This is a genomic window from Lysinibacillus sp. UGB7, assembly GCF_049058285.1.
Taxonomy (GTDB): Bacteria; Bacillota; Bacilli; order Bacillales_A; family Planococcaceae; genus Lysinibacillus; species Lysinibacillus sphaericus_B.
The window spans coordinates 19,808-43,305 of the sequence record NZ_JBMGUV010000024.1 but is presented as its reverse complement, the minus strand read 5'-3'; the positions used below and the strand labels follow the sequence as shown (position 1 = coordinate 43,305).

23 protein-coding genes and 1 pseudogene are annotated in these 23,498 nt (G+C 37.2%); 12 read left to right on the top strand and 12 right to left on the bottom strand.

What is annotated here, in order from left to right; translation table 11 throughout:
• Positions 1-7: 7 nt before the first annotated feature.
• From ACOMCU_RS19320 to ACOMCU_RS19310, 3 genes are all read left to right on the top strand, one after another.
• On the top strand, positions 8-1,174 hold the full coding sequence (locus ACOMCU_RS19320) for a DUF418 domain-containing protein (protein ID WP_421051095.1): 1,167 nt from the start codon (positions 8-10) through the stop codon (positions 1,172-1,174).
• A gap of 336 nt (positions 1,175-1,510) precedes the next feature.
• Positions 1,511-2,065, top strand: coding sequence for a DUF1273 domain-containing protein (locus tag ACOMCU_RS19315; RefSeq protein ID WP_010857670.1), 555 nt, complete (start codon positions 1,511-1,513; stop codon positions 2,063-2,065).
• An 85-nt stretch (positions 2,066-2,150) separates the two neighbouring features.
• Positions 2,151-2,465, top strand: coding sequence for a hypothetical protein (locus ACOMCU_RS19310; RefSeq protein ID WP_010857669.1), 315 nt, complete (start codon positions 2,151-2,153; stop codon positions 2,463-2,465).
• Positions 2,466-2,762: 297 nt separating this feature from the next.
• On the opposite strand, the gene ACOMCU_RS19305 is transcribed toward ACOMCU_RS19310, so the two are convergent.
• Positions 2,763-4,472, bottom strand: a complete 1,710-nt coding sequence (locus ACOMCU_RS19305) for a methyl-accepting chemotaxis protein (RefSeq protein WP_421051094.1) — start codon at positions 4,470-4,472, stop codon at positions 2,763-2,765.
• 263 nt (positions 4,473-4,735) lie between these two features.
• Between ACOMCU_RS19305 and ACOMCU_RS19300 the strand changes: the two genes are divergently transcribed.
• Both ACOMCU_RS19300 and ACOMCU_RS19295 read left to right on the top strand, forming a co-directional pair.
• On the top strand, positions 4,736-5,596 hold the full coding sequence (locus ACOMCU_RS19300) for a PucR family transcriptional regulator (protein WP_421051093.1): 861 nt from the start codon (positions 4,736-4,738) through the stop codon (positions 5,594-5,596).
• A 108-nt stretch (positions 5,597-5,704) separates the two neighbouring features.
• The gene (locus tag ACOMCU_RS19295) at positions 5,705-6,790 is read left to right on the top strand and encodes an ABC transporter ATP-binding protein (protein WP_421051092.1); all 1,086 of its coding nucleotides are present in this window, start codon (positions 5,705-5,707) and stop codon (positions 6,788-6,790) included.
• A gap of 183 nt (positions 6,791-6,973) precedes the next feature.
• On the opposite strand, the gene ACOMCU_RS19290 is transcribed toward ACOMCU_RS19295, so the two are convergent.
• From ACOMCU_RS19290 to ACOMCU_RS19255, 8 genes are all read right to left on the bottom strand, one after another.
• Positions 6,974-7,846, bottom strand: coding sequence for a MurR/RpiR family transcriptional regulator (locus ACOMCU_RS19290; protein WP_010857665.1), 873 nt, complete (start codon positions 7,844-7,846; stop codon positions 6,974-6,976).
• A gap of 151 nt (positions 7,847-7,997) precedes the next feature.
• A complete protein-coding gene (gene murQ, locus ACOMCU_RS19285) occupies positions 7,998-8,906 on the bottom strand; it encodes an N-acetylmuramic acid 6-phosphate etherase (RefSeq protein WP_421051090.1) in 909 nt (302 codons plus the stop codon).
• 128 nt (positions 8,907-9,034) lie between these two features.
• Positions 9,035-9,862 (bottom strand): carbohydrate ABC transporter permease, encoded by an 828-nt coding sequence (locus ACOMCU_RS19280; RefSeq protein ID WP_421051089.1) that lies wholly within the window; start codon positions 9,860-9,862, stop codon positions 9,035-9,037.
• A 10-nt stretch (positions 9,863-9,872) separates the two neighbouring features.
• Positions 9,873-10,721 (bottom strand): carbohydrate ABC transporter permease, encoded by an 849-nt coding sequence (locus ACOMCU_RS19275; RefSeq protein WP_419185158.1) that lies wholly within the window; start codon positions 10,719-10,721, stop codon positions 9,873-9,875.
• 356 nt (positions 10,722-11,077) lie between these two features.
• Positions 11,078-12,373 carry an ABC transporter substrate-binding protein gene (locus ACOMCU_RS19270; RefSeq protein WP_421051088.1) on the bottom strand — a complete coding sequence of 432 codons (1,296 nt, stop codon included), beginning with the start codon at positions 12,371-12,373 and terminating at the stop codon, positions 11,078-11,080.
• Positions 12,374-12,389: 16 nt separating this feature from the next.
• Positions 12,390-13,409 carry a serine hydrolase domain-containing protein gene (locus ACOMCU_RS19265; protein ID WP_421051087.1) on the bottom strand — a complete coding sequence of 340 codons (1,020 nt, stop codon included), beginning with the start codon at positions 13,407-13,409 and terminating at the stop codon, positions 12,390-12,392.
• 234 nt (positions 13,410-13,643) lie between these two features.
• On the bottom strand, positions 13,644-13,778 hold the full coding sequence (locus ACOMCU_RS19260; RefSeq protein WP_421051086.1) for a hypothetical protein: 135 nt from the start codon (positions 13,776-13,778) through the stop codon (positions 13,644-13,646).
• Positions 13,779-13,913: 135 nt separating this feature from the next.
• Entirely contained in the window at positions 13,914-15,308 is a 1,395-nt protein-coding gene (locus tag ACOMCU_RS19255) for an L-cystine transporter (RefSeq protein WP_010857659.1), read from the bottom strand.
• 189 nt (positions 15,309-15,497) lie between these two features.
• Here ACOMCU_RS19255 and ACOMCU_RS19250 point away from each other — a divergent pair, with 189 nt between their 5' ends.
• The 3 genes and pseudogenes from ACOMCU_RS19250 to ACOMCU_RS19240 form a co-directional block, all read left to right on the top strand.
• Positions 15,498-15,638, top strand: a complete 141-nt coding sequence (locus tag ACOMCU_RS19250) for an SDR family NAD(P)-dependent oxidoreductase (protein WP_155242363.1) — start codon at positions 15,498-15,500, stop codon at positions 15,636-15,638.
• 156 nt (positions 15,639-15,794) lie between these two features.
• Positions 15,795-15,938: a hypothetical protein gene (locus tag ACOMCU_RS19245; protein WP_155242362.1), complete on the top strand. Its 144-nt coding sequence runs from the start codon at positions 15,795-15,797 to the stop codon at positions 15,936-15,938.
• Between the two features lie 21 nt (positions 15,939-15,959).
• Positions 15,960-16,088, top strand: a pseudogene (locus tag ACOMCU_RS19240) (SDR family oxidoreductase); the annotation flags it as partial.
• Positions 16,089-16,317: 229 nt separating this feature from the next.
• Here the strand turns inward: ACOMCU_RS19240 and ACOMCU_RS19235 are convergent.
• Both ACOMCU_RS19235 and ACOMCU_RS19230 read right to left on the bottom strand, forming a co-directional pair.
• Positions 16,318-17,268 (bottom strand): GGDEF domain-containing protein, encoded by a 951-nt coding sequence (locus ACOMCU_RS19235; RefSeq protein ID WP_421051085.1) that lies wholly within the window; start codon positions 17,266-17,268, stop codon positions 16,318-16,320.
• Positions 17,228-18,127 (bottom strand): EAL domain-containing protein, encoded by a 900-nt coding sequence (locus ACOMCU_RS19230; protein ID WP_421051083.1) that lies wholly within the window; start codon positions 18,125-18,127, stop codon positions 17,228-17,230. Before ACOMCU_RS19230 ends, ACOMCU_RS19235 begins: the two co-directional genes overlap by 41 nt.
• Before the next feature lie 769 nt (positions 18,128-18,896).
• On the opposite strand from ACOMCU_RS19230, the gene ACOMCU_RS19225 reads away from it, so the two are divergent.
• The 4 genes from ACOMCU_RS19225 to ACOMCU_RS19210 all read left to right on the top strand — a co-directional run bounded on the left by ACOMCU_RS19225 (position 18,897) and on the right by ACOMCU_RS19210 (position 22,852).
• Positions 18,897-19,082, top strand: a complete 186-nt coding sequence (locus ACOMCU_RS19225; RefSeq protein ID WP_010857653.1) for a hypothetical protein — start codon at positions 18,897-18,899, stop codon at positions 19,080-19,082.
• Entirely contained in the window at positions 19,072-20,490 is a 1,419-nt protein-coding gene (locus ACOMCU_RS19220; protein ID WP_421051082.1) for an amidase, read from the top strand. Before ACOMCU_RS19225 ends, ACOMCU_RS19220 begins: the two co-directional genes overlap by 11 nt.
• Before the next feature lie 215 nt (positions 20,491-20,705).
• Positions 20,706-21,863: a PucR family transcriptional regulator ligand-binding domain-containing protein gene (locus ACOMCU_RS19215; RefSeq protein ID WP_421051081.1), complete on the top strand. Its 1,158-nt coding sequence runs from the start codon at positions 20,706-20,708 to the stop codon at positions 21,861-21,863.
• Positions 21,864-21,970: 107 nt separating this feature from the next.
• Entirely contained in the window at positions 21,971-22,852 is an 882-nt protein-coding gene (locus ACOMCU_RS19210) for a DMT family transporter (protein ID WP_421051080.1), read from the top strand.
• A gap of 66 nt (positions 22,853-22,918) precedes the next feature.
• Here ACOMCU_RS19210 and ACOMCU_RS19205 read toward each other — a convergent pair whose 3' ends face one another.
• On the bottom strand, positions 22,919-23,494 hold the full coding sequence (locus tag ACOMCU_RS19205; RefSeq protein WP_010857649.1) for a YitT family protein: 576 nt from the start codon (positions 23,492-23,494) through the stop codon (positions 22,919-22,921).
• Positions 23,495-23,498: the final 4 nt, after the last annotated feature.

Sequence of the window (23,498 nt, the reverse complement as noted above, 5' to 3'; positions counted from 1 at the left end):
AACGCAAATGACAACAAATCGTGTTACCTTCATTGATAGTATGCGTGGATTGAGTTTGTTTGGGATTTTGATGGCTAATCTGCTTATTTTCCAATTTGGAATGTATGGCAAAGATGAGTTAAAAAATTTATCAACATTAGATAACGGTGCATTATATTTTGTAAAAGTCTTCATTGAGGGCTCATTTATGCCGATTTTCACCATTTTGTTTGGATTTTCTCTTATTAAATTTATTGAATCAGTCCGAAAAAAGAAAAATAAAAGTCGATGGTCCATTCTGCGTCGCTCAATTGGGCTAATTGTCATCGGTTGGCTCCACTCATCGTTTTTATGGGAAGGCGATATTTTATTATCTTATGGCTGTATGACATTATTTTTAATTCCGTTCATTAATCGTAAACCAAAAACATTATTTATATGGTGCGGTGTATTATTTTTACTTACTACAGCTTTAACGTTCGGTCCTACGAAGATAGCAAAAAAAGAACAGAACGAACTTACTACCTATATTGAAAAGGCAGATGCAACTTATGCAAACGGGAGCTACCTAGACATATATGATTTCCGTGCAAATGTTATGCCTCCTGGATTAGACGATCCTTTTTTTATAATCATCATCTTTATTTTTGCACCGTTATTTTATGCACCATTGTTTTTATTTGGTATGGGGCTCGCTAAAATACATGCGTTTGAAAATATGCAAAAAGAACAGAAATGGTACATTTCAGGAGCAATTTTAGTTCCATTAGGACTCGCTTGTAAAGCATTTAGCTTTATAGAAAATAATTTTTCCGGCATGTTACAAATGGGTGGTTCACAGCTATTAGCAGTAGGCTATGTATGCTTAGTAGCATTACTCTTTAATACTCGACCTATACAGCTTCTTTCACCTGCTTTTGAAAGTGTTGGCAAGTTATCGATGACCAATTATTTAATGCAAACAATCATTTGTACGACAGTATTTTACGGATATGGCCTCGGTTTATATAGCAAATTAGGCGTATTTGGCGGCATCGTATTTGGGGTTGTACTCTATAGCTTACAATGCATTTTTAGTATTACTTATTTAAAGAAATTTAAACGCGGTCCGTTCGAAACCGTACTGAGGATATGGACGAATTGGTCATGGAGTGGGCAAACGAAACAGAAAGGAAGTACTTTAAATGAATCGTGAAACGAAAGAGGATTTCACAGATACATGGTGGTTTTTAGGAATTTGCGCAGCTGTTGGCGTCGTTTTTACTATTTGTGCATTTTAAAAACTTACCCTATCAGAAAACTTCTTGGAAATACGTAACACTACAAATTAGCATTCAGTTCCATGATCCCAGCAAATAAATGGATAAATCTACCAACAACACTACTTACCAAACGACGATAAGTAGATTCTACCACGCCTACTCAAAATCTACTAAATGTAATGAAATATCTAAAATACATCATAGTCGTTTTCATACATCCCCCTACTGTATACTATTTGTACATAATATACAGCTTAGGGGGCTTTTCATTGCTACAAAGAATTATAATAACAGGCTACAAACCGCACGAGCTCGGTATTTTCAATGACAAACATCCTGGGATTCCTATCATTAAAAAAGCATTGGAAAATCGCCTTCGTCTACTAATTGATGAGGGGTTAGAATGGGTTATTATTAGTGGCCAACAGGGCGTAGAAACTTGGAGCGCAGAGGTTGCCCTTATGTTAAAGAAAGAATTTCCCGAATTAAAACTTGCTGTGATTACACCATTTTTAGAGCAGGAGAAAAATTGGCAGGATATAAAAAAAGAAAAATATCTGTCCATAGTAAGTCAAGCAGACTTTGTAACGAGTGTCACTAAAAAACCATACGAGGCTCCATGGCAGTTTATTGAAAAGGACAAATTTATCATTCAAAACACAGACGGACTGCTACTTGTCTATGACGAAGAAAACGAAGGCTCGCCAAAATATATGAAGAGGCTAGCTGAAAAATATATGGAAACGAACGGCTACACCCTTTTAATGATTACTGCGTATGACTTACAAGTAATTGCAGAAGAAATTCAACAACAGGATTGGTAAATAAATATTGATATAATTTTCTGACAATTATATACTAAACTAAATAGCGTATGACGGCATGAATCTTGAAAGGAGCTGTTGACATTTGAATAGAAAAGTCGAAATGATTTCTGAGATCTCACCTGTAAATGTCTCACATGATACGTACCGTCGAGAGTGTCAATATACGCGAGGGATTCATATTGAAGAGCAAGAATTCAAAGCCATTTTAGCTACAATGTGCCACGATTCACGCTTGTATTTTGACTTCCATAATCCTCGAAAAGAGATTAAGCAAGGGACATATTTAAATGGACACTCCGGTCTGGCACGCAATATTTATGATTACTATAAAACAACATACGACCTTGAAATTACTGAAATTATGAACGGCAAGGATTTTTATGTGAAAATTATTTAACATGCGAAGGAGACACGATGAAACTTCATCATGTCTCCTTTTTTAAAAATTATCCTCGTAATGTATAGATTGGTTGTGCTTTAACAGGGGCATCAACATATCAGCTTTCGATTAGACACCCTTTTTAAGCGTGAAGCTTTTGTTATATCTTCTAATTTCTATCTTTTTTTGAAAGACTTATGATTTATAACGACACACTCATCTAAGAATGCTATTTTAAATTACAAACCAAAACGCACGTCATTGACTAATTCGAAGCCCTGAACATGTGTTTCTGTTAATTCTATCTTTTAATTTTTACACTTTGAATGTATTTGTTTTTTCTTGTAGAACTTCAGCCATTTTAGAAAGTGCCGAAGTAGATGCAGTAATCTCCTGCATAGATGCTAACTGTTCTTCTGTAGCCGCTGAAATATTTTGTGTCCCTTCTGTGGAGCTTTGGGCAATTCCATTAATTTGTGCCATGGATTTGGACATTTGATCGGCTCCTGCAACCATCTGTTGAACGGAAGTAGACACTTCTTGAATTTGAACAGTTACCTCGTTAATCGCATATTGAATTTTTTCAAAGGATTCACCTGCAACGTTCACATTGTTAATACCTGTTTTCACTTCATTCGTTGTGAACTGCATTGAATCTACCGCTTTATTCGTTTCTGCTTGAATTCTTGTGATTAGTTCAGAGATTCTCTGTGCCGACGCAGACGATTCTTCGGCTAATTTTCGCACTTCTTCTGAAACGACTGCAAATCCTTTTCCATGTTCGCCTGCTCTTGCTGCTTCAATCGCTGCATTTAACGCCAATAGGTTGGTTTGTGCCGCAATACCTGTAATGACTTCAACAATTTGTCCAATCTCAGCCGAGCGCTCACCTAAACCACTAATTACATCATCTAAACTACCAATAGATATTTGAATAGAGTTCATCTGTTGAACTGCGGTTTTAATAATATCATTTCCATCCACTGAAAGTTGTTCTGCTTGTGTAGCAGCCTCAGAAACGATTGTAGAATTTCCAGCTATTGTTTGGACACCTTGTACCATTTGATTCACAACATCTGATGTTTCTATAATTGTTCTCATTTGATCGTCCGAACCGCTAGCCACCTCTAATGTAACAGATGCAATATGTTCACTTGCCTCACTTGTTTGTTCTGCACTTGCCGAAAGTTCAGCCGAAAATGCCGCCATCTGATCGGAAGATTCTTTCACCTGACCAATTAAATCCCGTAATTGAGCAATCATATGGCTAAATGAAGACGTTAAGACTCCTAGTTCATCCTTAGAATCATAGTCTACATTAAAATTCAATTCCCCAGCTTCTGCTCGTTGAACAGCAAATTTTAATTTTTCAATTGGAGAAATTAGATATTTTCGTACACCCATAAATCCGGCGGCAACAAACAGAATTCCTAATACAATTGAAATGATTAAAGAGGTTGTGATTCCTTTGCTTGCTCGGGCTTTACTTTCCATATTCAAAGTACTTGCATGTTCTTGATTCAAATCTGTCAACGCGTTACCTTTTGAAATAATTTCATCTAAAACAGGCTTGGCCTTTGAATTAAAGAGGTTTATTGCCTCGTCATTCTTATTGACAAGACTTAGTTGAAAAACTTGCTCCATGTTTGTTTTAAAACTTGGATATAGCTGAATCAGATCACTTATTAATGCATCCTCTTCTGCTTTCAAATTGGCTGCTTTTAGTATTTGAAGATTGTTTTCATTATCTTTAAAAGCATTCATCACTTCATCATTAATTTGTGTAGTGGTTGCTTCATCTATAAACACAAAAGAACGATACATATCTGAAACAATAATGCGGTTATTAAGTCGATATTCAGATAAAACAATACTTGGTTCTAGACGGTTTATATACATATTCTCTGTATTATTCTCCAGAGATTTCATTGTGATATATCCATTCACTTGGATAATACCAACTGTTAGAATGGATATACACATTAATAGGACTAACTTTTTAAATATGGATAAGTTACGTAGCATGGTTTATACTCTCCTTTTTGAATTCATGTATATTTCGACATCTTTCGATATTTCTTAACTGAATATCGACAAATTAATTTAATTGAATAAATCAATCTAATGTACTAATAAAATATTTTGAAAACGGTTCTTTAGATACAAGTTCAATGTTTTACATAAAAAAGGAGAAGTTAAATTTCACTCCTCGTCATTTTTCATATTTTATAGCTTTGGGCGATTCATCGATTCCTTATAATATATCGATATTGAAAGGATGTGTTTACATGGACCCATCGAAGCTTCAACAACGATTCCCCTTATTAAAGCCTTTTAAAGGTATACATACAGAGGGTTACTTATTTAACTTTGATGACCAACTTTTTGAAATACCAAAGCACGCCATTACAAAAGATGAACTTGAGCTTTTACGAATTTTCTCAGGTCCACTTATTATTTCTACCTTGCAAGACACAGCTTGGCATAAGTATTTAACCAATCAAACTGATATTATACCCGCTCTTATTCAGGACCATCGCCTACTGTTTTTACACTTTGAAAAGGTTTTTACTGACGCTAATCTCCTACGTACAACGTTTGAGGCGTTGCTTGGTAAAAAAATATTACTAATGTCTTTAAATGAGCATCTATTTGTAGTTATCGAACAAATTACAGATAACGAGCTGCTAAACTTCACCTACTATATTGATCTCTTAAGAGAAGATTTAGAAGCGAATTTAAAAATTTTCGTTTCAGATATACTACCAGATATTAAGATAACCAAAACACGATTTAGCTGGTTTTCATCATTACAATCATCAATCTGGGATCATACTCCAAAGCATGTACTTACACAACAAGAATTACTTATTCCTTATTTAACACTTTTGCTAGACTCACAGGAAAAAGCTATGTTCATTACTTCAATTTTAAAAGACGCTGCTGAACACCAGGAATTATTACAAACTGTCAAGCAAGTCATTACATGCGAAGGGAATATTTCCCTTGCAGCTAAAAAATTATTTATGCATCGCAATACCTTACAAAACCGAATGGATAAGTTTCAGCACCTTACGCACAAAGATATTCGACTATTTGAACATAGGCTTGAGGTGTTTCTTGCTATTTCCCTTTATGATTCCTTGTAAGTCACGTTGCACAGTTTCACGTTAAAAAACTGTGCATGATTACTCTATCCTGCTACGTATTCTTTTTTTACACTATACGTATCACGACTATAAGGAAGGATGTGGCACATGACGGAATTACGCTTGGAGCATATCTATAAGATTTACGATAAAAATGTGCAAGCTGTAACAGATTTCAATTTGCATATTCACGATAAAGAATTTATTGTTTTTGTCGGTCCCTCAGGGTGTGGGAAAACGACTACACTTCGTATGATTGCAGGCTTAGAAGATATTTCAAAGGGTGAATTGTATATTGATGATGTCCTCGTGAACGATGTGGAGTCAAAGGATCGCGGTATTGCCATGGTGTTTCAAAGCTACGCACTCTATCCCCATATGTCGGTTTACGATAATATGGCGTTTAGCTTAAAGCTTAGAAAAGTTGAAAAAAAGGAAATCGACCGACGTGTGATAGAAGCCGCGAAAATTTTAGGCTTAGAAGATTACTTAAAACGCAAACCGAAGGCGTTATCAGGCGGACAAAGACAGCGTGTTGCATTAGGGCGCGCCATTGTCCGTGATGCTAAAGTCTTTTTAATGGATGAACCTCTTTCCAACTTAGACGCGAAATTACGTGTACAAATGCGTGCCGAAATCCAAAAACTACACCAACGTATTCAAACAACAACAATTTATGTCACACATGACCAAACCGAAGCGATGACGATGGCCACACGTCTCGTTGTGATGAAAGACGGGCTCATTCAGCAAATTGGTGCACCAAAAGAAGTATATGACCATCCGAATAATATGTTTGTAGCAGGCTTTATTGGCTCACCCTCCATGAATCTATTTCATGGACAGCTCACTGATAATGAGGTAAAAATAGGCGCTTTCAACTTCCCTATTCCTGAAAGTTATTTACGAACTTTACAAGAAAAAGGCTATTTAGGAAAAGATATTGTTCTCGGTATTCGTCCTGAGGATTTACAACTTACATCTACAACATCTTCTTATACTTTTGACACAACGGTGGATGTAGCAGAATTGCTAGGTGCAGAGGTATTCATCTACGCTTCATTAGCAGGTCAATCTGTCATTGCCCGTGTAAATTCCGATACAGCATGTCATCCAAATGACAGGGTAACCATGCTGATAAAAGACAACAAAATTCATTTCTTTGACCCTGAAACAGAAGAACGAATTTATTAATCATCTGGGGCTGTCTAAAAATCCTTCAAACAATAATGCCCATCTTATTATATGGTAAAAATCGGCTTGGTTTTCCGTGGGCGAGACCTGAGCCACAGGAGTCTACGCGGATTTTTACCTTTGTATCAAAAGATAGCATAATAGGATACCTCTAAGCATATTGTTTTTACTTTTGGGACAGCCTCATTTTTTACGTTTTGCTACCTTCTTATGTAGATCCTCGATTACAGAGCGTGTCGTGTCTAGATAATTGATTGTTTGTTCATATGAGCTAGTAGCCACGCACATAAATAAAATATCAATAACATGTAGTTGTGCAAGTCGTGATGATGTAGCACCACTTCTAAATGTTGCTTCTACATTTGGCGATGTATATAAACAAATACCTGCCAGGCTAGACACTAGCGAGTTACCATAGCGCGTCAAACTAATGGTTGTCGCTGGTGTTTCATTTGCTACCTCTAAAATTTTTGCCACTTCATGCGTTTCACCTGAAAATGATATCCCCACGACCACATCCCCTGCCTCAGCATTGACAACTGCTGTAGCGCCTAAATGTAGGTCCATCAGCGCCATACTATTTTTATTAATACGCAAAAATTTCTGGCCCGCATCCATTGCCGCAATACCTGATGCACCAACACCAAAAAAGAAAATCCGTTTTGCCTGTGATAGTGCGGTTACCGCTCTTAATAGCTCTTTCTCATCAATTAGGTCTGCAGTTTCCCGTAAAATTTGACTGCTTTGAGTCGTCACCTTCTCTACAATAGATTGTAAGGGTTCATTCGGCTCGATATCACGATCATCTACCTTTTCACGCTGTAAATCCCCTGCAATTCGCAACTTCAGCTCTTGTATACCGCTAACATTTAACGATTTACAGAGACGAATCACGGCTGCTCCGCTTGTTTTACTTGCTTCCCCTAACTCAACAGCAGTCATTTTAATGGCCTTCGTGGGATTTTCTAAAATATAGGTAGCCACCTTGCGTTCTGAAGGAGGAAGCCTTTCCTCCATTTCCGCAAGCATAATTAACCCTGCATTGATTTTCTCCATTTACAATCAACTCCGTTTTTCAATATGTACTTCTAATTAACTATCTTCTCTATTCGCGGGTTTCCAGTTTATATTTGTGGGTATTACTTTAAACTATTAAGGGGAATGGAGCTGTTTCAAAAACAATTTGAATTAGCTCCATCTACTATAATTACAGTTTTTTCTTTAACCCCATTGCTGCACGTACATGTCCCTCTGATTGTGCCAATAATTGCTCGGCTTGTTCATACGTTGTCTCCATTAAAAGCATAATAATGGCGGGTTTCACTTTATAATCAGTTTGCATTAATACGCATGCAGCCTCTTTATAGGTTACACTCGTTGCATCACTAACAATCTTTTTAGCCCGTTCACGTAATTTAAAATTACTTGCATGAACATCAACCATTAAATTCTTATACACTTTCCCCAGTTTAATCATTGTTGTTGTCGTAATCATATTAAGAATTTGCTTATGGGCAGTTGCTGCCTTCAGTCTTGTTGATCCCGTTAAAATTTCTGGTCCCGTCATTACCTCTATCGCTATATGTGCATAGTCACTAATTATTGATTGTGGATTACTCGTGAGGCTTACCGTTGTTGCACCCATTTGTTGTGCATAAACGAGCGCACCCTTTACAAATGGGGTTCTTCCACTTGCGGCAATACCAATAACAATATCCCGCGCTTGTAAGAATCGATTTTGTAAAGCTTCTTGCCCTAAAGCTTCATTATCCTCTGCACCTTCGACAGCGACTACGACTGCGTCTAAGCCACCTGCTAACACCGCCTGTACGAGCTCCGATGATGTACTGAACGTCGGCGGACACTCGACTGCGTCTAATAAACCTATACGACCACTCGTCCCTGCACCTACGTAAAATAATCGCCCCCCATTTTTTATCGCTTTGATGACTGCTTCAATCGTCCGCTCAACTTCAGGTAACACTTTGGCAATTGCTTGCGGAATCTTCAAATCTTCTTCGTTCATAAGCTGTACGATTTCAGTGATAGACATTAAATCTAAGTTTGTCGTTTTTGGATGACAGCCTTCTGTTGTCAACTTTGTCAATCGATCCATCGAAGTCAGGTCCCTCCTGCCTTATTCTCATTATCTGAATTACACTACATTTCTTTGAAGGGATGTCGATTTCATATTTGAGCATACCCTTGTTCCTTTCTCTAAGTTCACGTAACGATGGAGGTGCTTCACTTAACTGCTCCGGCAGTCAATCCTTCCATAAACTGTTTGGATGCTATGAAAAACAACAGTATCATAGGCAACGACGCAAGTGTTAATCCTGCAAATAGCGAACCCCAATCCGCAGAATGTTCTCCAAATAACGACATCATCCCAACCGGAATCGTACGTTTTAATTTATCGGTAATGAAAATAAGCGGGAAGAAAAAATCATTCCAAGCAGCGATAAAATTAATAATCACTACTGTACCAAGTGCAGGCCTCATTAAAGGTAGCACTACATGCCAAAGTATGCGTAAATTACCAGCCCCATCAATACGCGCCGCCTCTTCTAACTCATACGGCATTGTCCTGAAAAATCCCGTTAAAATTAGCATTGTTAAGGGGATGCCAGTAGCGATATTCATGAAGACAAGTGACCATAATGAATTAATAAGCCCTAAGTCACGCATTAATATAAATAAAGGAACAATACCAAGCTTAATGGGAATCATCATTCCTAACAAAAAGATGAAAAATAATGCATTATTCCATGAAAATTTAAAGCGTGCAATATAGAAGGATGCCAATGAACAGATTACGACAATCAATACAACTGATACGATGCTAACAAAGACGCTATTCATAAAATACGTTGTAAATGGAATTTTTGACAATAACGTACGGTAAGTATCTAAGCTAAAGCTGGTCGGTAACCCTAAAGGATTTTTGTATATTTCAACACTTGTCTTAAAAGATGATAACAACATTAATACAATCGGATACAAACTAATAGTCGCTACGGCAAATACCACAATATAATAAAACGGACGCGTCCAGATTGTGCCCTGCTTCATCTACTCCCCCCTACATCTGTACGTCTTTTTTATTGGCAAAACGTAAAAATACCGTAGTACAAATTAAAATGAATAAAAATAAAACTGTAGCTAGTGCTGAACCTAAACCAATCGCTGTTGTACCGGATGCCGTTGAGCTGCCAAATGCTAAACGGTAAAAGAATACAGCCAGTGTATCCGTTGAATAATAGGGTTCACCCATTGACCCCTGCATAGCATAGACAAGCTCAAAAGCTTCGAATGATTGAATAAAGGTTAACACGCCCATAATCGTAATTGAAGGTACCATTAACGGCAGATAGATCTTACGTAATAGTGTAAAGCCCTTTGCTCCATCTAACCTTGCCGCCTCTATTAACTCCCCCGGAATGCTCTGGAACCCAGCTAAGAAAATGAGAACCCCAAAGCCCAAACCAAACCAACAGTTCACTAAAATAATGGCGATTAAGGCTGTATCGGGATCTCCCAGCCACGCTCGTTGTAAGCTCTCCAAACCGATTTTCTCAAAAATAAAATTCAATGTACCAAAATTGGGATTTAAAATTAACTTCCATAAAAATCCTACAACAATGACTGATAATAAGCGTGGTAAAAAAAATGCTGCTTTAAAAAACGCTGCGCCTTTTATTTTTTGATAAATAATAAAAGCAAGAAAAAGAGCGAGACCATTCATGACGACCATTTGTATTACAAAATACATCACATTATGTTTAAAAGCGTTCCAAAACATAGATCCATAAGGCTCTATCGTAAATAATGTCACGAAATTTTGAAAGCCTATAAAATTCCCTCTGGACATGCCTTTCCACTCGAAAAAACTATAGGAAAGAGCCGCTAAAATCGGATATAACACAAACATACCGTATATCACTAATGCTGGTATCGGAAACAAATGTATCGTCCACCTTGCCCAAGTTTTCTTCTTTTTTGAAGGCGTAACTGTCACTGTTTTCAATATCTAACACCCCCCTCTCAAGTCCTAGAAGGTAAAACCCCACCAACTTCTCCTGAAGTACTAGTGGGGCCAAATTTAAAAATAAAAAATTATAATACATTTCTTACTTTATTTAGGCATAATGCCATCAAGGTTATTTAGTAGAAAGTCATTTTCACTTGGTACTCTCTTACGTTCAGGACATACTAATGACGAGTCCCCCCATTAGGCAGTCGTTTTATCAGTACCAGTTAAAGGGTGAGTTGTTGTTGAAGTCTTTTCTATTTTTGGAATGGTGTGAACCAAGTTTTTGCATTGTCCTGCACTTTTTTCGCAACCTCTTCTTGCTTCACTTGACCTAAATACATACCTTGTAATTCAGTTTCAAGCACGGTCTTTGTTGTTGGGTCTCCACCAGTGAAGTTGGTTACCCACATGTATGGCGTTGCTTCGCTCTCCGTTGATTTACTTAAATCATTTAACAATGCGTTGTCAGATGAAATACCAGGAATTGCACTAATCATTGAGAATTCTTTTACGAATAGCTCACCAAATTCTTTTGTTGTTAAAAATGCTAAAAATACTTTAGCAGCCTCTTTATTTTTAGATTTTGCATTAATTGCAAATGAACCATCCACCCATGTAGTCACAGTTTTGTTACCCGCTTTTGATGGCATCGGGAAGTAACCGAAATCTAAATCTGGATTCATTTCTAACACGACAGGAATCTCCCAGCTACCTAAAGGAAACATTGCTGCTTCTTCCAGCGCAAAGCGGGTGCGAATATCATCCATACCAAACCCCTCTGAATTTGCAGGAAAATATTTTTTCAAATCATTCATTACTTGAATGGATTCTATAAAGGCTGGATCAGTAAAATCCTTTTCACCTGCAAGCACCGCCTTGTAAAAATCATTCCCTTCATAGATAGCAGGCCCTACAATACCGTGTAGAAGAGATAATAACCAACTTTCCTTCGTTCCCATTGCAATCGGTGTAATGCCCTTTTCTAGTAATGTATCATTCAATTCAATAAATTCATCCCAAGTTTTTGGTACTTCAAGCCCATTATCTGCAAAAATCTTTTTGTTGTAGAAGAACTGTGTAGAACTCAAATTAATCGGGACGCCATATTGATTGCCATCCGCATCTTTTGAAGCAATTAATGCCTCTTCTGGATAAGTGCTTAAACCCTGCAAATCGTTAATTTTTTCAACGAAGCCCGCCTCAGCTAGCTTTAAACCCGCTGCGTATGGACGTAAGTGGAAAATATCTGGCCCTTCCCCTGCCTGTAATGCTGTATTAAGCACTGTATTGTATTCGGTATTTTTTGTTGGGTTAAAAGAAACTTTAATTTCAGGATGTTTTTCATTGAACAGGGCAATAACTTTTTCGTATTTGGCAACATCCTCTGTCCGCCAACTACCAATTGTTAACGAAACCTCTTCGACTGTATCGTCATCCGTATTTGTAACAGGCACTGTTTCTTTGGCTGATTTTTCACTTGAAGAACAGCCTACTAAGGCCGCTACTAGTAACAAAAAAATCATAAACAACCATCTGTTCGTCTTTTTCATAACCGTCATCCACCTTTCATGTAATTAGTTCTTCAAAAATCTTCGTATGAATTTTTTCTCTAATCTCCATAAAACCAGTGTCTCTCCCATAATGAACAGCGTTTGTTAATAAAATGACGAAGGCTTTTTTCACCGGATCCATCCAGACACTAGTGCCCGTAAAGCCTGTATGACCAAAAGACCCCCTAGTCCACCTCCTACCAAAACAATATGAAGAATCGTTTCCATTCCAAACTTCAAAGCCAAGCCCTCTGTTATCAATTATTTTTGTATATGCTAAAGTCATCCAATCGTTTGGTATGACCGACTGCTGCGTAATACCTAACCAATATTGTGCATATGTCGCTAAATCTTCTGCACATGAAAATAAACCTGCACTGCCGGATACTTCTTGAAGTTGCAGTGCCTTTTCATCATGTACAATCCCCTGTACAAATTTACCTGCAATCATTTCTGTCGAAGCTGCTCGCTTTTGTTGCTCTTTTACTAGTTTATATTGTGTATAATACATCCCCCACGGCTTACTAATTTCTCTTTCTACGAAATAATCAAGAGATTGGCAGGTAACCCGATCGATGATTTTCCCTAATAAAATCATGCCTAAATCACTATATAGCACTTGCTTGCCCGGATGGTCCTTTATACCGGATGATAATACTTCCTTCATGACATCCCTTTGATGGTGTCTTCTTACTGGCGGAACTAAATCAGCTGCTAATCCTGAGCTATGCTGTAAAAGATGCTGAATTTTTACTGTTGGAAATTTAAACTCTGGCAAAAAAGTTTGTACTGTATCTGTGAGCTTTATTTCATTCCTACTAAGTAATAACAAAGTTGCAGGCAATGTCGCCACTACTTTCGTCAACGATGCCAAATCAAACAATGTATTGGTCGTTACATTTTGTATCGTTAAATCTGTAGCATTATAGTTTCCAAAGCTTTGCGTCATCAGTCGCTTGTCTTGTTGTTGTACGATAAGGACGCCACCTGGAATTCTTCTCTCCGCAACTAAACTATTCATGTATGCATGAATCATATTAGCACCTCGTGGATTTAATTCTAAATTTTCTGTAAATTAATAATATAAAATAAAATGATAAATAACAACATAAATTTTAAAATATTTTTTTAGAATTTCACGCATAAATCAACGCTCGCTCACAATGTCGTTATGATGACAAGTTAAAGGGTTACCTTCAAAAGTTGTTTTGCAACGAACTTAAAGATAACCCTCATTTGTTTAACAAATTATTAAATTTATATCTCTAATCTAATTTTCAACATATGACACTGCAAGGCGAATAATTTCTTCCCTTTGAACATTTCCTCTAATTTCAAAAGTAATAATCTGCTCGCTTTTGTTTTTCACTAACATCGTTGCTTTTTCACGAGAAATATTCTCCACTAAAAATCCCCCCTTTTTGTATTCATAGAAACTATGCATTGAACACAAAAAAGGTTCAATTTACTTTTTATTGTAATTATATACAAATAAAAAGAGCTACTCTCCAGAAAAAATGGAGAAGTAACTCTTTATGTCTTAAAGATCTGCTACCTGTGCGCTAACAGCTTTATTATTATAAACTTCTGTATCTAACTCTTTTGTAACACGTGCGGTTGCAACACCTGCTGTCATCGAACCACTTACATTAAGTGCAGTTCGCCCCATATCAATTAAAGGCTCCACTGAAATTAGGATTCCCGCAAGTGCTATTGGTAAATCAAGTGCTGATAATACTAGGATGGCTGCGAATGTTGCCCCACCACCGACACCAGCTACACCAAACGAACTGACTGCTACTACTGCAATTACAGTAATGATAAACACAGGATCTAGCGGATTAATGCCGACTGTTGGAGCGATCATAATCGCAAGCATAGCTGGATAAACACCCGCACAGCCATTTTGACCAATCGATAATCCAAACGAACCTGAGAAGTTTGCAATACCTTCTGGTACACCAAGTCGCCCTGTTTGCGTTTTAATATTCATCGGTAACGCACCCGCACTTGAACGAGAAGTGAAGGCGAATAATAATGTTTCCGCTGATTTTTTTAAATACGTAAATGGATTTAAGCCACTTAACGAAATGATTAGTAAATGTACAAGTAACATAATGATTAATGCTACATAAGAAGCAATTACAAATTTACCCATATTGTAAATCGCACCGAAATCTGATGTTGCAACTGTACGAGCCATGATAGCTAAAATACCATATGGTGTTAAGCGTAAAACAATTGTTACGACACCCATAATAAGTGCATAGATTGCATCTAGTCCTTTTTTAATCGTAGCGCCTGTTGCTTCATCTTTACGTGCTACACGTAAATAGGCGAAACCTAAGAATGCTGCGAATATAACAACAGCAATCGTCGATGTTGAACGAGCACCAGTTAAATCAAGGAATGGGTTCGCTGGGAACAATTCAATAATTTGTGTTGGTAAATCGGGTGCTGTCATGCCACTTGTTTTTTCTTCCAGATATGCACCACGTTCAGTTTCAGCATCACCGTGCATAATTTGTGTTGCATCAAGATCAAAAATGGTTGCTGATAGAATACCAACGCCCGCTGAAACAGCTGTTGTACCAATTAAAATGGCTAAAATAAGTGCTGCCATTTTCCCAAAGTTTTTGCCAATAGTCATTTTCGTAAAGGCAATTAAAATGGAGATGAATATTAATGGCATCGCGACCATTTGAAGCAATTTTACATAACCGGTACCAATGATGCTGTACCACGGTGTTGTTTCGGCTAAAACTTGCGAATCAATACCGTAAAATAATTGAAGTCCAAGACCGAGTGCGATACCCAAGCCTAGACCTGCAAAAACACGATTTGAAAATTTTACGTGTTTTTTATTCATGACATATAAAATTCCAACGAACACAAGCAATATGGCTACGTTGAGAATGACTTGTAAAGTTGACAATTGAAAGCCCCCTAAGATGTTTTATTATATTGTAAATCGAATTATATACCGACAATACCTATTAATCAAGTATGTTTTATTCAGTTTAATAAATTCCCGCATTGGTAGGCGTTCTTTTCTTTGATTATGCCCTTAAAACGCCATACAATGAATTTACTAATGCTAAACTTTTTTCCAGTGAAGAATTTCATGGGGAAATTACAACATAAAGTAGCTATTATTTCAGATAGTGGTGAAGGTATCGGCAAAGAAATCGCACGTAAATATGCACAAGAAGGTGCAAAAGTTGTCATTGCAGATTTCAATGAAAGTACTTACAAAGGTTGCTGAAATTATCGAAGCTGGTTATGAAGCTTTTGGTGTGAAAGTAACGTAGCTACAGAAAAAGATGTGCAAAAATGATGGTGGATGCAGTTGCTCATTTTGGTCGTATAGATATTTTAGTCAAAAATGCAGGAGTTGGTGACAATATACACGTAGCTACAAATGCGGACGATATGGTCTGGCAATGCATTATGGACAAACGTTACAGGGTTGATGCGTGCTATTCGCCAAGCCTTACCAGTGTTTATGGAAAATGGTGGCGAAATGATTGTCAATACGGCCATCAATCGCTGGTTTAACAGGTGAACGTGCTGCCTAGCCTATAATACTGCTAAACATGCTGTTGTTGGCATGGCAAAAAATATCGCCTCTCACTACAGCCCACAAAATATTCGTTGCTATGCCGTTGCGCCAGGTCACGTAGCAACAGGCCTCACAGCAACGATGACAACGTAGATCCGTTCGGAATGGAGCAACCTGTGTGGCGTAACCTTAATGCCAAAAGCAGGACAAGATTCAGATATCGCCAATATTGCACTATTCCTGGCTTCTGAGGATTCTGGACTCATCTACGGTGTAGCAATAGCTGCTGATGCTGACTGGAGTGCTTACTAATTCCACGAGATTTTTTATAAAATCAACTCAACTTTTTTATGCTTAGTACAAAACAAGAAACCTACCTCTTTTAATGGATGAGGTAGGCTTCTTGTTCATTGATAAGATAACAGCTTCCTGAGATTTTCTTACATTCTTTTTTTATGCGTGTGACTGCATCTGATAATTGTTCAACGGAATCAAATTGCCGATGTTCATTTGTAATGATTGCAATAGAAAGTGAAGTACAAGTGAAAGGCTCTAGTTTACCTAATCTATTTGGAATTTGTAACTGTACAATATCTTCAAGGTCGTAAAATCCTAAAATTTGCGAATCAAATTCGTCGATTATCCTTTGACAAATCGCCTTCACCTCATAATGTGGTAGAATGGCCACAAAATCATTGCCGCCAATATGCCCTAGAAAATCGTTTACTCCTGCAATATTCTTTTTCAAGATATCCGTCAAATAACACAGAACTTTATCGCCCTTATTAAAACCATAGGTGTCATTATAGGATTTAAAATGATCTAAATCAAAATAAATGAGACTGTATTGCTGAAAATGCAAAGTCTCTTCTAACTTGTCATCAATTAATTTATTGCCAGGTAAACTACTAAGGGGATTTAAAAAACTTGCTATGGCTACCTGTGTTTCTACCAACTTTAATAATAGTTCTCGAATACTGACAACACCAAAGAAATAATCGTCTTTTGTCACAATCACATCGTCATATAAATCTTCTGCTCGTCGGCGCATCGCTTCTGTACTTACTTCCGTAATAGGTGTAAAACGGTCGACAATTAGTGGATCATCTTTAATAATTAGCTGATTTTGCCGACCCATAAATAAATTATAGCCATAACGTGTCCCAATTTTTTGATAGAAATGTGTGCGTGTAATATGTCCAATTGGTCTACCTTCCTGCACTACCACAACACTACGCAACGACGGATTACTTGTAAAAAGCAAATCTACCTCTTTATTTTTCACATATTCATCAATACAAGGAACGTTCTCTATGACTTCCCCTATTTTCATGGTCACCCACCCTTATTTTCCCCAAATGTATGTCCTTTGCGGGCTTCCCTATCGCGTATCCTTGTGCATAATGGATGCCCATTTGATGTAAATATTCGAGCTCCTCTTGACGTTCAATGCCCTCTGCAATAATTTTTGTTTCAGCTTGTACAGCATACTTCATTAACAATGTGACAAGCTGCTGCTGTTCGCTGTTCTTATCGATAAAATGAATTAGCGAACGATCCAGCTTGATGAATTCTGGCTTTAAATAAATAAGCGTTTTTAAGCTATTGTAGCCAGAGCCCATATCATCCACCGCAATTCGATAGCCCTGTGAACGGTAATTTGATAATACACGTTCAAATTCTACGAAATCTATTACTGCGCTACGCTCCGTCAACTCAAAAACAACCTGTTGCGGTTTTATGCCAAGCTCCTTTAATAATTGAAATGTTTCACCACTATGATACTTTTTATCGAGTAATACATTTGGATGAATATTAAGGAAAATCATAAAATCTTTGTCCATCATATCGCCATGCAATCGTTCCTTGAAACGCTGTAATGAGAGATTACGACAAAAGCATTCAAATAAAAAAACACAGTCTGTTTGTCCAACAAACTCATAAAACTGGTCGACACTGCTAAACAAATCCGAAGTCTCTGGTCGATTTAACGCCTCGAATCCCATCGTTTGCTTTGTTTGTAAATCGACAATAGGTTGAAAATACGTATGTAAATCCTTGTTCTGGATAATCTTTTTCAATGCTTTTAATCGTTTCATATATAAAGCATTATTTTGATGCTGGCCATATAAATACTTTATATAAGAATATAAATTGCTTGTTCTTATGCTTTGTCTCACAACAGACTCCATTCTGGCACCTCTTACATTGGTTATTAATAGCTATTGTACGCTTTCATTGTAAACGTACTGTGAATAGTATGTAAAAAGAGCTAGTGACCATACTGCTAACAAAGCAAGGCATTGCAGTCGCTACAATAAAAATAATCCATCCGCTCCCCTCATACATAGTAAAATTTACATAAAATACATTCTATGACATTCTATTTATTTGATATAATTTGCGGATAGTGTATGCTTGTAATAATAGTATTTTATTACCTTTTATAAGAATATGTGTTTCATCTAGTAAAACATGAATAGTTCATCAATTTTGTTCTTTATAGGGTAAACCTATTTAGATAAAGTGAAATTTCAATCAGTGGGGGTTTCTTCAAACCACTGATTGGTAGTTGAACCAATCGGGCTTTTACGGTCAGTTGATCAACCACCGTCATTTTAGGTGGGCGCCTTACTGACCGTTAAAGCGGGATAAAGTGAAATTTCAATCAGTGGGGGTTTCTTCATCCCCACTGATTGGTAGTTGAACCAATCGGGCTTTTACGGTCAGTTGATCGACCACCTCGTTTACTCGTTCTCATGGTGGACGTCTTACTGACCGTTAAAGCGGGATAAAGTGAAACTTCAATCAGTGGGGGTTTCTTCATCCCCACTGATTGGTAGTTGAACCAATCGGGCTTTTACGGTCAGTTGATCGACCACCTCGTTTACTCGTTCTCATGGTGGACGTCTTACTGACCGTTAAAGCGGGAAAAATTATTATCAAGGGAGGATCATGTTAATGAGTTTGTCTATTCAACAACTATTGGAGAACAAAGGAATTGAAGCAAAATCTGAACACCTTGAGCTACTTAAAACACGATGGGAAGGCATGCAATCACTTCGCAGCAATTTAGAGGGCATTGCTATTGATGACGCGGATATCGCTATTCGCAACATACCTGGAGGTGACCATATTGACAACTGATTTACATTTGAAATCTGTAGAAGAATTGGCACCCTTAATTGAAAATAAAACCCTCTCTCCCGTCGAACTGACGAAGGCAATTTTACATTTTGCTGAGGAAAGCCAGCCAAAGATTAATGCTTACATGGCTTTTTATCACGATGAAGCTTTAGCTAATGCTAAAGAAGCAGAAAAAGAAATTTTAAATGGCCAATATCGAGGCATGTACCATGGCATTCCAATGGCATTAAAAGACAATCTATACTTTAAAGATAAAATAACAACGATGTCCTCGAAAATTCATAAGGATTTTGTGTCACATTATGATGCGACTGTTGTGGAAAAGCTCCGTGATGCGGGTGTCATTTTCACAGGAAAATTGAGTATGCATGAGTATGCTTGGGGTATTACAAATAATAATCCTCATTACGGACCTGTACGGAACCCGTGGGATTTAGATAAAATCCCTGGTGGATCTAGTGGAGGCTCTGGCGCGGCTGTTGCGGCAGGAGCTAGCGTAGCTTCATTAGGTACAGATACAGCAGGTTCGATTCGAATCCCTTCATCCGCATGTGGAATTGTTGGCTTAAAGCCTACTCACGGTCGTGTTAGTAAATACGGCTGTTACCCGCTTGCTTGGAGTTTAGATCACATTGGTCCAATGACAAAGACTGTTAAAGACGCTGCGGGTATGCTTGAGATTATTTCAGGCTTTGATCATCGCGACCCAACATGCGTTGATGTACCGACTGATAATTATGTGCAACAGCTTACAGGCAATGTTAAAGATTTAGTCATCGGTGTTAATGAGGATTATTTCTTCAATCGTGTAGATTCAGATGTGGATCGTGCTGTTCGTACAAGCATTCAAAGTTTAGTTGACCAAGGAGCAAGGGTTGAGGTTGTAAAAATCCCATCCTTACAGTATGCCGAATGGGCTGAGCTCATTACTTCCCTTTCGGAGGCAGCTGCTATCCATCACTCAGACTTACTGAAGAGACCACAAGATTTCGGGGATGATATCCGTCTTTTATTTGAACTTGGTGAATTACCGTCTGCTGTTGATTATTTACAGGCTCAACAGGTACGTAGACAAATCAAGCAAGAATTCACTCAAATTTTCAATCAGGTTGATGTCATGATTACCCCAACATTGCCTGTTGTAGCTAGTAGTATCGGTGATGATTTTGCCGAACTAAATGGCGAAAAAGTAGATTTAATTGACAATATTATTCGTTTTACTGGCCCAAGTAACTTAACAGGTTTACCGGCTCTCTCTGTTCCTTGTGGTTTCAAAGGGAACTTGCCTGTTGGTCTACAAATCATTGGACCAGCCTTTAAAGAAGGCCGTATCCTGAACGTTGGTTATGCAATTGAACAAACGAACCCCATGAAAAACAGAAAGCCTAATATATTCGCTAACATTTAAATAGTAGATACTACGTAGCCGTCCATTCGTGGGCGGTTATTTATTTCACTGTAAGGAAAGTTCCAGTAATCCCTACCAATGGTCATCGAGATGAAAAAATTCATTAATTAGAGAATTAAAAATATAACATAGTATTTAAGTGATAATAGATTTTATAATAAGTATATAAACTATTTAACTCAAATCAATTACCAGAAAGGTTGCTAGATCCTCTAATGAACGTAAAAAACTTTTTGCAACTACCTATTACAAAGGATTTTACAGTTATTGCTGGTAGCAATGGATTACATAAACCTGTCCAAAACGTTGAAATTCTAGATTTTGAATTTTCACCTGATATTCAAACTGTTAGAGAAACGATTTTCACACCTAATAGCGTTGTTCTAAGCAGTTTATTATTTGCAAAACAAGAGCCAGAATATTTATTGAATGCGGTTAAAAGTCTGATCCAACTAGAAGCTAGTGCTTTAGCCTATAAACCCGTTATTTATAAAGATTTGCCCGATGAAGTACTAGCTTTGGCAGAAGAACATCATTTCCCGATATTACGGTTTGGTGGAGATGAATTTTTTGAAAAAATCATTTTAGAAACAATGGCCTATGCAAAAACACAAGATTATACATTCATTATAGCAACAATTATGAGGCGTCTAATTGACGAAGATGTCTCCGACGAACAAATAAAATCCTTTCTACAACAAATGAATAAAGCTTTTGAAAAGTATGTGTTCGTAGCAAATATTCAAATGAAGCAAACGGCAAATAATCAATGGATGCAACCTTTTTTTAACTTAGAGCCCCTATTGAAATCTGGCATTGTATGTACTTATAAAAAAAGTATTTTTATCCTAATGACCAATCACTCTCAGCTGCTTCAATTTGAAAAACTACTGAACGAATGGCTTACAATGTATGATATTTCAACAGAGGGTATCACCATAGGTTATAGTGACGTTCACGTAACACAAACAGAACTTCATCTTGCCGTTCGAGAAGCCTTCTTTTCTCGTATGATGGCAGAAATTGAAATGACTCCTACTTGTCATTACAAAAATCTCGCTTCTGATTGTCTGCTTATTGAATTGTATCGTAAGGACACACCCTTTGTTATAAATTATGTAAGCAATTACTTAGGCCCCCTACTAGAAAGTAAGGTAGACCCTGATTTAATGAACACAGCTATAACCTTTGTTATTAAAAAAGGCAACATTAAAGAAGTAGCCGTTGCACACTACTGTCATCCAAACACCATTCGCTATCGCATGACGAAAATACGTCAGTTAATAGCACCATTAGAAAATGATTATGTTTTTTATGAACGCTTATCGACAGCCGTTAAATTGTACTTACTACATAGCAAAGTTGAAGAATGAACGGTAGCTTTGGAATAAGTACAAAAAAACGCCTGAATGTTTAGAATTACAGTCAAATTATTTTCTTTCTTCACATGCTATTCTTATTTAAGTCAGGAGGAAGAAAGATGAAACACTACATAGCTGATGGTATGCTACTTATTACTGCAATTGTTTGGGGAAGTGGATTTGTCATTACTGCCATTGCGTTAGAATATTTAACAGCGTATCAAGTGATGGCAGGAAGATTCTTATTAGCTTCGATTATACTCACGCTTTTATTTGGATACAGATTAAAAAAGGCTACAAAATCAGTTATATGGAAAGGCGTTCTATTAGGCACCATATTGTATATTGCCTTTGCTCTTCAAACAGTTGGTTTACAATATACAACACCCTCTAAAAATGCCTTTTTAACCGCTGTTAACGTCATCATTGTACCTATCATTGCCTATGCAGTTTATAAACGACGTATTGATGGCTATGAAATAATTGGCTCAATTATGGCTGCCGTAGGGATAGGTTGTTTGTCATTACAAGGATCTATGATCATGAATATCGGCGACATTTTATCATTAGCATGCGCAGTTGCCTTTGCTTTTGATATTTTTTGTACAAATCTTTTCGTTCAAAAGGAAGATGCCATTGCACTCACAATTATTCAATTCATAACAGCATCGTTCATAGGAATTTTGGTGGTAATCAGTACAGGTGAAATACCAGCAACACTTGAAAAAGAAGCCATCTATTCAATTGTCTATTTAGCCATTTTTTCAACTACGATTGCTTACCTTTTTCAAAATGTGGCAAATCAATATACCACCGCTACAAAGGCAGCCATTATTCTTTCGACCGAATCTTTTTTCGGTATGGTATTATCGGTATTATTTTTACATGAAGTGTTAACCGGTCGTATGATTGTTGGCGCAGCACTCATTTTACTAGCGATTCTAATCGCAGAGATTAAACCCGCCTATCCAAAAAAGCGTATGATAAACAGTTCTCGGTAATAATCAAATACACTTTTCTACGTCGATGTAAAATAGTTTCAGCTTGCTGAAGCTATTTTTTAGTCCCTAGTGATGATTATTGCTCGTAACAATACTCGTGGTAATCCCAACTACTAGAACAGTAATAATAGAAAGTAATAATGTACTAGAGGACAAAAGGAGCCCCCCAAATACAATAACAATTGAATCGATAAAGAAGATGAGTACGCCAACATTGATGCCTGTTTTATCGCATAGAAACTGAGCTATAAGATCCGTTCCACCAGTGCTTGTCTGAAATCGGAGCATCAAGCCAATACCAAAACCAACAAGAATCCCTCCTAAAATCGCACTATAGACTGCATCGATTTCAATCAGGTTTCGAACAGGCTTTAACAAATCAATGATAAAAGAAGAGCAGATTAATCCGTGCACACTATTATAGAAGTAAGACCTATATTTAAACCAAGCAATGATAAAAATTGGAATACTTAAAATGATAATCATCAAGCCAATTTTTAGTTTATATAAATAGTGTAAAATTAAAGCTAATCCCACAACTCCTCCATCTAAGATTTCATAAGGGGTTAAGAATAAATTGATTCCTAACGATAAAGAAATACTACCGATAATGATGACCAAGCCCTTCTTTAAAAAAAGCATACAA